Genomic DNA, 13609 nt, shown 5'->3' with positions numbered 1-13609 from the left:
AATGAAAAAATTTGAAATAGATGTAGATATTAATGGAACTATTACTTTTGAAGTGGAGGCAAAAAATAGAAAAGAAGCCCAAGCAAAAGTAGATGATATATTGAAAAATACTTCTGTAAAAGAGGCAATAGGACAATATAGAAATAATATAGTTTTAAATCAAAGAGTAAAACAAGATAAATATATGGAAAGATAGGAGGAAAATGATATGGCTTATTCAAAAAGAATACCACCAATTAAAATAAAACTAAACATAAATGAGTTTAATAAACTTAATGAGATATTGGAAAATATAATAAATTCTGATAATGAACTTTATTCAAAAAAATCAGCAAAATTAAAAGAAAAATTGTTAAGATATAGTGTTCCAATAAAAAATGAAAATGAGGAAACAAAAGTAGATATTAGACTTTATAACAATGAAATAGTAGATTTATTTTATATTTTATTTTATGGAATAGAGGATATGATTTCTGTTGAAACAAATTACTTTGATGTATTGTTGCAAGTAAGAGAAAAAATAAAAGAAGAAAAAATGGCAAGTGAATAAATAGTCTAATTTAGAATAGGAGGTGTAATATGGCAAGTAAATTAAGACTAATTACAGACCTTTATGGAGAAACTTTAACTAAAATAAGCAGTTCTCCTGAAGATTGGATGTCTTTTTTGGAATGTGCTGCAATGAACTACAAATATCCTTTCAATGATCAAGTTTTAATTTATGCACAAAAACCTACGGCAATAGCCTGTGCAAAAATAGAGGCTTGGAATAAACAAGTTGGTAGATGGGTTAATCGTGGTGCAAAAGGAATTGCTCTTTTGTCTGAAGAAAATGGTTATACTAATTTAAGATATGTATTTGATATTGCAGATACCAATAGTAAACTTGGTAAAAGTTTTAGATTATGGTCAGTTTCAAAACCTTATGAATTAGATATTATTGAGTCATTAGAAAATAAGTACGGAGAACTTGCTGATAAAAGTTCTCTGGGACTTGCAATTAAGTCGGTATCAAAAATAATTGTTGAGGATAATATACAAGATTATTTAGATGATTTAATATTCTATAAAGAAAATAGTTCTCTTGAATCATTAGATAATGAAAATATAAAAGTATTATTTCAAAAGGCATTAGAAAATAGTATTGCATTTTCAATAATTAAAAGATGTGGACTAAATCCAAATGAATATTTTACAAGTAGCGATTTTAGTGATTTATTAAATTTTGATAGTTTTGATACAATAACGAGAATTGGTGTAGCAACAAGTGAAATATCTGAAATGGGACTTCGTGAAATATATAATACCATTAAAAATCTGCGAATTAATGAAATAAATAAAATTCGCACATTTGATATAGACAGTAATTTATCTTATGATATAAGCGAAAGCAGAAATACTATTGAAAGGAGGAATAATAATGAATATAACTTACACACGTCAAGGGGATTACGAGGTACCGAACTTAACAGTACCGGAAAACAAGATTCAAGTGGAGGGCAAATACGCAATGATGAGGTTAAGATACTTGAAAGAGAACAAGAAATCTCTATACACAACTCTACTAATGAGCAATCAACTTCCACAACATTTAATGCATATTCAACAAACAGCAATGGAGAGGATAGAACAAATAGTATCAGAGATGAAAGCCAAAGAGAATATAACAGAGAGTTTGAAACAACAAGACCAAATGAAGTGGGTACAAATGATGAACAACTTGAAGTTGTCAGCAGAGGAGATAGTAATGAACGAATTGATTTACGCTTAAATGTTTATAATGCAACAGAACATCATCCTTATGTTGTAGTAGAAGAAAAGATAAATCAAATATTAAGTACAACCCCACATATAAGAAAATCAAACAAAGAAATAAAAGATTATTTTGCTAATGAGAAAGATATTAGCAAAAGAGCAGAATTTCTTAAAGAAATGTTTAATTCAGATTATACCGGTGTTATAGTTGATGACAAGATGTATGGTTATAAAACTTTTGACAACGGTATTTTATTTTGGAAAGGTAATTTTTTATCAAGAGATACAGAAACTTTAGTAAGTTGGGAAGATTTAACTTATCATTATGATTCAATGATATTGCTAAATCAGTTAAATGATAGAATTGAGCCTTTGCCAAGTATAACAGACCAATTAAGTTTTATTGATGACAATAGTGAAAAGATGGTATCAGATTTAGAATTTACTCAAGAATTTATAGATAAATATTTAACTGAACAACATACCGAAACAAAGTACAGAACTTATGAGGTATTTCAAAAAAGTTTATCAGCAGAAGAAAATATAAATTATCTTAAAAATTCTTATGGTATGGGAGGAGCAACTCATACTGTAAAAGGATCTGGTATAGGTGTTAGTTATGATGCAAAAGGAATGCGTTTTAATCGTGGTTATTTTGATGCTAGTGCTAAAGAACAATTATTTAAGTGGAATTATATTGCCAATAGAATAAAAACGCTTATTCACGAAGATAGATACTTAAATAAAAAAGAATTAGAAGAATATCCTAATTGGCTTGAAAAAGAAGAACAAGAAAGAGAGTTTATAGAGGCAAGTAAAAACCTTGCAGACAACATTTTATTAGAACAAACTGAAGAAGAATACGAGTATCAATATCATTTAGGGGATAAGGTTTATATTGGAGCAGATGAATATGAAATACTAAATATTGGGATTTCTAATATAGTTCTATATGATTACCAATACCCATTATTTAATCGTGAAATGTCAAAAGAAGACTTTGACAAAAAAGTTAAAGAAAATCCTGCTAATGACCATCTTAAAGTTAAAATAAGTGAAATTCAAAAGCAAAAACAAGAAGAAAATAATGCTGAAGAACATACGAAAAAGGAACAAAAAGAAACGTTTATTGAAGAAAATATAGAAAAAGAAGAAATAATTGTTCCAGAATTTGAAAAGAAAAAAAGTAATAGAATAAGAAGTTTTGATATACACCCAGAAATACCTACTGTCAATCGTAGTCAGTTTAGAATATCTGATGATAGATTAGGAGAAGGTACTCCAAGAGAGAAATTTAATAATAATGTTGATGCAATTAAGATTTTAAAAAAATGCGAAGAAGAAGATAGATTTGCTACTCCAGAAGAACAAGAAATACTATCTAAATATGTTGGATGGGGAGGTCTTTCACAAGCATTTGATGATATGGATTCTTCTTGGAGTAATGAATATCATATTTTAAAGAACTTACTTGATGAAACAGAGTATTCACAAGCACGAGAATCAACTTTAACGGCATTTTATACACCCCCAATAGTAATTAGGTCTATGTATAAAGCGTTAGAGAATATGGGGCTTAAAACCGGTAATATATTAGAGCCTAGTTGTGGAATAGGAAACTTTATAGGAATGATTCCAGAATCATTAAAAGATTGTAAGTTATATGGTGTTGAACTTGATTCAATAAGTGGAAGAATAGCAAGACAACTATATCAAAAATCTTCTGTTGCAGTACAAGGATATGAAGATACTAATCTTCCTAATTCTTTTTTTGATGTTGCAATAGGAAATGTTCCATTTGGAGATTTTAAAGTATTAGATAAAAAATATGATAAAAACAATTTTTTAATTCACGATTATTTCTTTGCTAAAACACTTGATAAAGTAAGACCAGGTGGAGTTATTGCATTTATAACTTCTAAAGGTACACTAGATAAAGAAAATCCAAGTGTAAGAAGATATATTGCACAAAGAGCAGACCTGTTAGGAGCAATAAGACTACCTAATAATACTTTTAAAGCAAATGCAGGTACAGAAGTCACATCAGATATTATATTCTTACAAAAAAGAGATTCAATAACTGATATAGAGCCAGACTGGGTATATTTAGGAGAAAATGAAAATGGAATTAAGATGAATCAATATTTCATTGATAATCCAGAAATGATAATGGGAAATATGGAAATGATTTCTACTAGGTTTGGTTATGATTCTGCTTGTATATCTGATGGCTTAAATTTAGAAGAAAAACTTAATGAAGCAATTTCAAATATTCACGCTGAAGTTAAGGAATATGAACTAGATGATATAGGCGAAGAAGATAATTCTATTGAAGCAGATTTAACTGTTAGAAACTTCTCATATACCTTAATTGATGATAAAATTTATTTCAGAGAGAATAGTAGAATGTATCCACAAGAACTTGCTATGACAACTGAAAATAGAGTAAAAGGTCTTATTGAAATAAGGGACTGTGTGAGAACTCTTTTGGAGTATCAGACAGAAGACTATCCAGATGAAGATATAAAGAGAGAGCAGATTAAATTAAATCGTTTATATGATACTTTTACAAAGAAATATGGATTAATCAATAGCAGAGGAAATAACTCTGCTTTTTCTAATGATTCAAGTTATTATCTATTATGCTCTCTTGAAATTTTAGATGAAAATGGTAATCTTGCAAGAAAAGCAGATATGTTTACTAAAAGAACAATTAAACCTAAAACAGAAATAACATCAGTAGATAATGCTAACGACGCTTTAATTGTTTCACTTTCTGAAAAAGCAAGAGTTGATATAGAATTTATGCAACAACTTTGTAATAAGAATATGGATGAAATGCTTAAAGAATTAGAAGGCGAAATATTTAATGTTCCTGAATATGGAGAGTCTAATCATTGGGTGACAGCAGATGAGTACCTTTCTGGAAATGTAAGAGAAAAATTAAGAATAGCAGAAAAATTTGCAGAAACTGATGATAGGTTTAATATTAATGTAAAGTATCTTAAAGAAGTTCAACCAAAAGATTTAAGTGCAAGTGAAATTAGTGTAAGGTTAGGCTCAACTTGGATACCACCAGAAGATATAAAAGTTTTTATAGAATATCTTTTAAATCCTAGTTATTATGCAAGTAGAAATATAAATGTCCATTATATGGAATCTACTTCTGAATGGTATATAGATGGGAAAAGTTATGATAGATACAATGTAAAAGCCACTAATACTTATGGAACAAGTAGAGCAAATGCTTATAAAATTATTGAAGATAGTTTGAACTTAAAAGATACTAGAATATATGATTATTATGAAGATGAAAACGGAAAAAAAGTTGCAGAATTAAATAAAAAAGAAACGGCTATAGCACAAGCAAAGCAGGAACAAATTAAACTTGCTTTTGAAGAATGGATATGGAAAGATCCAGAGCGTAGAGAACGATTAGTTAAATCATATAATGAAAGATTTAATTCTATTAGACCTCGTGAATATGATGGAAGTCATATAACCTTTGATGGTATGAATCCAGAAATAACTTTAAGAAAACATCAGGTAAATGCAATAGCAAGAATTCTTTACGGAGGAAATACTTTACTTGCTCACGAAGTTGGAGCAGGTAAAACATTTGAAATGGTGGCTGCTGCAATGGAATCAAAAAGATTAGGACTATGTAATAAATCTTTATTTGTAGTTCCTAATCATATCGTTGAACAATTTGGTCAAGAGTTTTTACAACTCTATCCCAGTGCAAATATTTTGGTTACAACAAAAAAAGATTTCCAAACTGCCAATCGTAAAAAGTTTTGTTCAAGAATTGCAACAGGAGATTATGACGCCATCATTATTTCACATTCTCAATTTGAAAAAATACCAATGTCAGTAGAACGACAAATTGCTATAATACAAAAACAAATTGATGATATAACATTTGGAATACAAGATTTAAAAAATAGTAATGGCGAAAGATTTTCTATTAAGCAAATGGAGAAAACAAAAAAGAATTTAGAAACAAAACTTGCAAAATTAAATGATACTTCAAGAAAAGATGATGTTATAACTTTTGAAGAATTAGGTGTTGATAGAATATTTGTAGATGAAGCACATTATTATAAAAATCTTTTCTTATATACGAAGATGAGAAATGTTGGAGGTATTGCACAAACCGAAGCACAAAAGTCATCAGATTTATTTATGAAATGCAGATATTTAGATGAACTTACAGGTGGAAAAGGAGTAATTTTTGCAACAGGTACACCAGTTTCTAATTCAATGGTAGAGTTATATACTATGCAAAGATATTTACAATATGGAGAATTAGAAAAAAGACATTTGCAACAATTTGACGCTTGGGCTTCAACATTTGGCGAAACAGTTACTGCAATAGAATTAAGCCCAGAAGGTACAGGTTATAGAGCAAAAACTAGATTTGCAAAGTTCTTTAATTTACCAGAACTTATGGCAATGTTTAAGGAAGTTGCTGATATACAAACTTCTGATATGCTTAATCTTCCGGTACCAAAAGCAAACTATCATAATATAGTCATAGAGCCTAGTGAGATTCAAAAAGAACTTGTAAAAGAACTATCTGAAAGAGCAGAAAGAATAAGAAATAGAATGGTAGATTCTTCTATTGATAATATGTTAAAAATAACTAATGATGGAAGGAAATTAGCACTTGACCAAAGATTATCTAATGAAATGTTAGACGATTTTGATAAAAGTAAAGTTGCAACTTGTGCAGATAATATCTATGATATTTGGAACAAAACAAGTCCTAATAAATCTGCTCAACTTGTATTTTGTGATTTATCAACTCCACATAATGATGGAAAGTTTAATGTATATGATGACTTAAAAAAGAAACTTATTGATAGAGGAATACCAGACGAAGAAATTGCATTTATTCACGATGCAAATACAGATGCAAGAAAGCAAGAATTATTTAATAAAGTTAGGCGTGGACAAGTAAGAGTTTTGATGGGTAGCACTCAAAAAATGGGGGCAGGAACTAACTGTCAAGATAGATTAATTGCATTGCACGATTTAGACTGTCCGTGGCGACCAAGTGATTTAATTCAAAGGAGTGGAAGAATAATTAGACAGGGAAATAAAAATCCGGAAGTAGATATTTATAGATATGTAACGGAGGGAACTTTTGATGCATATTTATATCAGTTAGTAGAAAATAAACAAAGATTTATTTCTCAAATAATGACCTCAAAGACTCCTGTAAGATTTGCTGAAGATATTGATGAAACTGCATTATCTTATGCAGAAATTAAAGCACTTGCAGCAGGAAATCCAGATATAATTGAAAAGACAGAACTAGATACACAAGTCGCAAAATTAAAGTTATTAAAACAAACTCATTTAAGTGAAATATATGCATTAGAAGATAAAGTTATTAAATATTATCCTAATGAAATAAAAAGATTAGAAAATAGAATTGAAGATATGAAAGAAGATTTAGAGTATTTTAATTCTAATAATACAGAAGATAATTCGTTTGAGAAAATGACTATTAGAGGCGAAGACTTCATAGAAAGAAAAGAAGCAGGAGAAAAAATAATAGAAATATGTAAATCAATGACTAATCCAGAGCCAATAGAAATAGGAGAATATAAGGGGTTTAAAATGATGTTATCATTTGATACTTTTGATAGAAAATTTTATATGGGAATGAAAAATAATTTATCATATAAAGTAGAATTAGGAAGTGATCCAAGTGGAAATATAACCCGTATTGACAATGTATTAAATAGCATTGAAAATAAACTTTCTAATGCAGAAAGCAATCTTGAAGATACCAAAAAAAATTATGAAAATGCAAAATTAGAAATAAAAAAACCATTTCCACAAGAGGAAGAATTAAAAGCCAAATCTAAACGATTAGATGAACTTAATATTAAATTAAATCTTAATGAAAAAGATAAAGAAATTGTTGACGATGGTGGCGAAGAAATTAGTGATAATCATACACCTAATAAAGATTATGAAAGATAATTTTATTATTATATTAGAGCGATTTTAGATAAAAACTATTATCGCTCTTTTAAATTTTTAAGAAAGGAATTGATATTATGGAAGAAAAAATAAGACAAGAATTATATGAAAAATTAGAACAAGAACTTACTTCTTATAAACAGGAATTATCTACTTTAACTACAAAGGAGATAATTGACAAATCTTATGAAACAACTGTTAAAGAAGAAGTTATTTATCTTTTTTATCCAGAGTCAAAACAATTTGAGATAGATGAACTTAAAGCATTAAAAAATGAAAAAAATTCACTAGAAACTCTGTATCAAGGATGGATGGATTCGGACTTAAATATAAATCAAATACTAGAAGATAATGTTAGAGATACTGTGTCTGATTTAGTAGATGAATATAGAGAAAAGCAATCAAAGAAAAAAGATAAAGAAAGGTAGGTAATAGTATGGCATATTATCAACCAGAAGAAATACAAAAAGCAAAGGAAATGGATTTATATACTTATTTAAAAAACTATGAGCCAGAAGAATTAGTATATTTTAGTAGAGGAACTTATATGACTAGAACACACGATAGTTTAAAAATAAGTAATGGAATGTGGTATTGGTTTTCAAGAGGAATAGGAGGAAAAACTGCATTGGAATATTTAATCAAAGTTAGAGATTATACTTTTATTCAAGCAGTAGAAACTATTTTAGGCTATTCTAATGAAAAACCACCAACTATGTATCAACAGCCAAAAAAAGTTCAAAATATTAGACTTATTTTACCAAAAAGGTCTGAATCAACTGATAAGATAATTAGTTATTTGTCTAGTCGTGGAATTGACAAAGACATAATAAACGAGTGCATAGATAATAGATTAATTTATGAAGATTTACCAAATCACAATGTTGTTTTTGTTGGATATGATAAAAATAATGTTCCAAGATATGCAGGAATTAGAGGTACAAATAGTAGTAGATATATGAAAGATGCTTATGGTAGTCATAAGGCATTTTCTTTTAAACTAGAATCAACAGAAAAAACAGATTCAGTTCATTTGTTTGAAAGTGCGATTGATTTATTATCGTATGCAACATTAAAGAAAATGGAAAATAAAGAGTGGTATAATGATAACCTTTTATCTCTTGCAGGAGTATATCAACCTGCAAAAAAAATTGATGAAAGTAAGATACCATTAGCATTAAATTATTATTTAAATCAGAATCAAGATATTAAAAAAATATATCTTCATTTTGATAATGATAGTGCAGGAAGAATAGCAACAATGGCACTCAAAACTATTCTTCCAAAAAAATATGAAGTCATTGATGATCCACCACTAATAGGAAAGGATTTCAATGACTTTTTGTGTGCTAAAAAAGGAATTAATTATAAAAAAAGATATGAAAAAGAAAGGTGAGATATTATGAAATTTGATTATTTAAAATTAGCAAATATTATTAAAACAAGGAGGAGCGAAGTAGGTATTTCTACAAGAAAACTTGCCGAAAAAATAGGTGTAAGTCACGCAGAAATATCTAGATTTGAGAATGGATTAAAGCCTAGTTTTTATTTTATTCCATTCGTAAAAATGTGCAATGAATTAGGATTAGATGTTAATTTTTTATTAGAAACTGTTGGTCTTTTAGAAGAAGAACAAGAAAAAAAATATGAGGTAAAAATAAAAAATGTCAATGAAGATTATTTTGAAATAATGGCAAAAAATCCAAGAGAAGCAGCAATTATTGTTACAAAATTTGTGATAGAAAATGGAATTATTGAGTTAGATTCTAGCCAAGAAATTGTTGTAGATGTTGTAGAAATTTTTGATGAAGAAGAAGAAAATTCAGATGAAATAGAAGAAGAAATAGATGAAGAATTTTCTTCAGAATGTCCTTGTGAAAGTTGTATATATTATTGCCCTTATTGTGGCGAATGTACTTATGGGGAGTAAATTTATTGTCTAGCCAGCACTGAATTCATACTCCCGTACGAATTCGGTTGTGGGGGAAATCCCCAATCCCCTTGCTAGAAAAACAATATTAAAAAGAAAGGAAGATGATTAATTATGAGTCAATTATTATTTTTTATTTTAGGTTTTATAATAGGAGGTCTTGGAATGACTACTTTGATGTGTTGCTTACAAATAAATCGTATAAATGAATTAGAAAGACAAATAGTTTTAAAAGATGAAATAGAAGAAGAACCGGAGGTAGTAAAATGCGAAGTCGTAGAATAAAAAAACAAATATGGCTTAGCGAAGAAGAAGATTATATAATGAAATGTAATTCAGAGGCAGTTGGAATGAATGCCTCTGATTATATTAGACATTTAATTGTAGGTTATAAGCCAAAAGAAAAACCACCAGAACAATTTTATGAAGATATAAAAGGTATTCGTAAAATAGGAAACAATATAAATCAAATTGCAAGAATGGCTAATGCAAAAAAAGTTATTGATGTTCCTCATCTAAAAAAAGAAATAGATAAATTAGATGAACTAATAGTTGATATGAAAAACAAATATCTCCGTCCAGATAAATAAAAATAATTTTTGTAGAACTATATAAAAAAATAGAATAAAATGATATAATATTCTTGTAAAAATTACTGGTAAAATTAAGATGATAAATAGTAATTTACCAAAAAGATTGTCAGTAATGACAGTCTTTTTTGTACGACAGGCAGTTATACAAATAAATTAGTTCAGTGCAACTAATCTATTTTTTTATTATATATTGACTTTTAACGATAACTACTATAAAATATAGTAGTGTAGTTTATAGTAGAAAGGAGGACATTAAATATATGAAAAATTATGACAATTATTTTCTTCCTGTAGATAATATGGAAGAAGCAAAAAGATACTATGAGGAAATATTGGGGTTAAAAAAGAAATTTGATTTCTCTGATAAGGGAATGGTTGCTTATAATATTGGAAATGAAGAACCTGCAATAATTTTAAAAGACAAAAATAAATTTGAGAATTTAAAGCCTACAATATGGTTTGAAGTAGAAGATGTTGCAATCTTCTATAAAGAAATGTTGAATAATGATATAAAATTTTTGAGTGAGCCTTTTAAAATTGGAACTGGTAATGCAGTCGAGTTTGAAGATCCATTTGGAAATAGACTTGGCGTTACAGATTATATTAAGTAAGGAGTAGAGATTATGTCAAATATAGATTTGGTATTATTAGGACTTATTAAACAAAAATCACAAAGTGCTTATGATATTAAAAAAAATATAGAATATCGTAATATACCAAGATGGGTAAAAATTAGTGAACAGTCTATTTATAAGAAAGTATTACAATTAGAATCAAAAGAATATATTGTTAGCCATAAAGAGAAAGAGGGAAATATGCCAGATAAAGCAATATATACTATTACTAACAAAGGTAATGATTATTTTAATAAACTTATGAATGATATTTCAAATTCTGATGTTAGTCTATATTTGGATTTTAATGTTATTATCACGAATTTAGATTTAGTAGATGATGAACAAAAACAGATTCTTGTTTCTAATATAAAATCAAAGATATTAGAATTAAAAGAATTACTAAATGAAAGACGTTCTCATAGACAACATATTCCTAATGTTGGAAAACAAATGTTCAAACAACAATTAGCATTAGTAGAAACATTAGAAAAGTGGATAATTGATTTTGAGAATAGTTTAAAAGAACAAAATTAGCAAATATTGATTTTAAGTTAAAAGATAAATTTGTAGGGAGGGAAATTCCATGAAAATAATCAACATTGGTATTCTTGCTCATGTAGATGCAGGAAAGACGACCTTAACGGAAAGTCTGCTTTATACAAGTGGAGCAATTTTAGAATTAGGCAGTGTAGATAAGGGAACAACAAGGACAGATACTATGTTTTTAGAACGTCAGCGTGGAATCACAATTCAGGCAGCAGTTACTTCTTTTAATTGGAATGACTACAAAATCAATATTGTAGATACTCCTGGACATACAGATTTTATAACAGAAGTGTATCGTTCCTTATCTGTTCTTGATGGAGCAATTTTAGTAATTTCTGCTAAAGATGGTGTACAAGCACAAACCCGAATACTATTCCATGCACTTCAAAAAATGAATATACCAACAATTATTTTTATAAATAAAATAGATCAGGATGGAATTAACTTAAATAATATTTATCAAAATATCAAAGAAAAACTTTCAAATGATATTATTGTTATGCAAAATGTAACATTAACTCCAGAAATATCAATTAAAAATATCATTGATTTAGATGATTGGGATCCTGTAATTTCCAAAAATGATAAACTTTTAGAAAAATATATTGTAGGAGAAAAATTGACTATACAAGAATTAATGTATGAAGAATATAGGTGTGTTAAAAAAGGTTCGTTGTTTCCTATATACCATGGAAGTGCTAGAAATAATATAGGGACTCAACAACTTATCGAAGCTATTTCAAATCTTTTTTGTTCTGAAATGAATGAGAATGATTCAGAACTATGTGGAAGAGTTTTTAAAATTGAATATACAGACCATAAGCAAAGATTAGTTTATTTGCGTCTTTATAGTGGAACATTACACTTACGAGATACAATTATGTTGCCAGAAAAAAAGAAAATGAAACTTACAGAAATATATATTCCTTCAAATGGGGAAATGATACAGACAAAAATAGTTTGTTCTGGAGATATTTTTATTATACCTAACAATACATTAAGATTGAACGATATTATAGGAAATGAAAAGATTTTGCCATGCAATGTATGGAATGACAAGACTGTACCAATACTACGAACAAGAATTGAACCGATAAAAATAGAAGAGAGAGAAAAATTATTGGATGCTCTTACAGAAATTGCAGATACTGATCCTCTTTTACGTTATTATGTTGATACGATAACACATGAAATCATCATTTCTTTTTTAGGAACAGTGCAGTTAGAAGTTATCTGTTCTCTGTTGATTGAAAAATATCACATAAACATAAGAATCGAAGATCCAACCGTAATTTATTTGGAAAAGCCATTACAAAAGGCAGATTATACTATTCATATTGAAGTACCACCAAATCCATTTTGGGCATCAATTGGATTATCAATAACTCCACTTCCAATTGGCACTGGAATACAGTACGAAAGCAAAGTTTCACTCGGTTATTTAAATCAAAGTTTTCAAAATGCAGTAAGAGAAGGTATTAATTATGGACTGGAGCAAGGATTGTATGGTTGGAAAGTGACAGATTGTAAAATATGTTTTGAATATGGTGTTTATTATAGCCCTGTTAGTACTCCCTCGGATTTTCGCTTTCTTGCCCCAATTGTACTTGAACAAACATTGAAAAAAGCGGGAACGCAATTATTAGAGCCATATCTTTCGTTTATACTTTTTACACCAGAGGGATACTTTTCTCGTGCATATAAAGATGCACAAAAACATTGTGCAATAATTGAAACAAGTCAATCAAAAAATGATGAAGTTATTTTTACAGGACATATTCCTGTACGTTGTATTAATGAATATCGTAATACTTTAACTCTATATACAAATGGGCAAGCAGTTTTTTTGACAGAATTAAAAGATTATCAAATTGCTACTTGTGAACCAGTTATTCAATCACGTAGACCAAATAATCGAATAGATAAAGTACGCCATATGTTTAATAAAAAAGAAAATTAAGTTACTATTCACTAAAATTACAATTTATTAAGCAGACAATTTATGGGCTTATCAGAAATGATAGGCTCTTTTTTTATGGGAGGTAAAATGAAAAAATTAAGAAAACTTTGGATTAATTTCTGGGGACACAGATATAGAGTTTTTGAAGAAGATAATAAAGTATGTGATATACTTATTTATCATAGAAAAATATATATAATAAAGGAGTGAT

At 28.3% G+C, this 13609-nt stretch carries 12 protein-coding genes; all 12 read left to right on the top strand.

All coding sequences use genetic code 11. The features are described 5' to 3' along the window. On the top strand, positions 1 to 196 hold a 196-nt coding region (locus tag FGQ49_RS03775), incomplete at its 5' end, for a hypothetical protein (RefSeq protein WP_138268546.1). A 12-nt stretch (positions 197 to 208) separates the two neighbouring features. Beyond that, complete coding sequence (locus FGQ49_RS03770) at positions 209 to 550, top strand: hypothetical protein (protein ID WP_138268545.1); 342 nt, start codon at positions 209 to 211, stop codon at positions 548 to 550. Between the two features lie 29 nt (positions 551 to 579). Next, positions 580 to 7752, top strand: a complete 7173-nt coding sequence (locus FGQ49_RS03765) for a helicase-related protein (RefSeq protein WP_138268544.1) — start codon at positions 580 to 582, stop codon at positions 7750 to 7752. Between the two features lie 77 nt (positions 7753 to 7829). After that, the gene (locus FGQ49_RS03760; protein ID WP_138268543.1) at positions 7830 to 8180 is read left to right on the top strand and encodes a DUF3848 domain-containing protein; all 351 of its coding nucleotides are present in this window, start codon (positions 7830 to 7832) and stop codon (positions 8178 to 8180) included. Between the two features lie 8 nt (positions 8181 to 8188). Continuing rightward, entirely contained in the window at positions 8189 to 9148 is a 960-nt protein-coding gene (locus FGQ49_RS03755; RefSeq protein WP_138268542.1) for a DUF3991 and TOPRIM domain-containing protein, read from the top strand. A gap of 6 nt (positions 9149 to 9154) precedes the next feature. Next, on the top strand, positions 9155 to 9682 hold the full coding sequence (locus FGQ49_RS03750; protein WP_138268541.1) for a helix-turn-helix domain-containing protein: 528 nt from the start codon (positions 9155 to 9157) through the stop codon (positions 9680 to 9682). A 114-nt stretch (positions 9683 to 9796) separates the two neighbouring features. Beyond that, on the top strand, positions 9797 to 9967 hold the full coding sequence (locus tag FGQ49_RS10610; RefSeq protein ID WP_243112215.1) for an inseCt neurotoxin 1c: 171 nt from the start codon (positions 9797 to 9799) through the stop codon (positions 9965 to 9967). Then, positions 9949 to 10272, top strand: coding sequence for a MobC family plasmid mobilization relaxosome protein (locus tag FGQ49_RS03740; RefSeq protein WP_138268540.1), 324 nt, complete (start codon positions 9949 to 9951; stop codon positions 10270 to 10272). Before FGQ49_RS10610 ends, FGQ49_RS03740 begins: the two co-directional genes overlap by 19 nt. Before the next feature lie 263 nt (positions 10273 to 10535). After that, positions 10536 to 10886, top strand: coding sequence for a VOC family protein (locus FGQ49_RS03735; RefSeq protein ID WP_087302310.1), 351 nt, complete (start codon positions 10536 to 10538; stop codon positions 10884 to 10886). Between the two features lie 12 nt (positions 10887 to 10898). After that, positions 10899 to 11426: a PadR family transcriptional regulator gene (locus tag FGQ49_RS03730; RefSeq protein ID WP_087302312.1), complete on the top strand. Its 528-nt coding sequence runs from the start codon at positions 10899 to 10901 to the stop codon at positions 11424 to 11426. Between the two features lie 49 nt (positions 11427 to 11475). Continuing rightward, positions 11476 to 13398 carry a tetracycline resistance ribosomal protection protein Tet(44) gene (gene tet(44) / locus FGQ49_RS03725; protein ID WP_087302314.1) on the top strand — a complete coding sequence of 641 codons (1923 nt, stop codon included), beginning with the start codon at positions 11476 to 11478 and terminating at the stop codon, positions 13396 to 13398. Between the two features lie 87 nt (positions 13399 to 13485). Further along, positions 13486 to 13608, top strand: coding sequence for a hypothetical protein (locus tag FGQ49_RS10695; RefSeq protein WP_279222109.1), 123 nt, complete (start codon positions 13486 to 13488; stop codon positions 13606 to 13608). The last annotated feature ends 1 nt before the right edge of the window (position 13609 follow it).

Source organism: Anaerofustis stercorihominis, from assembly GCF_005844425.1.
GTDB classification, from domain to species: Bacteria; Bacillota; Clostridia; order Eubacteriales; family Anaerofustaceae; genus Anaerofustis; species Anaerofustis butyriciformans.
The sequence above is the reverse complement of the archived record's forward strand: the minus strand, read 5'-3'. Positions and strand labels throughout refer to the sequence as shown.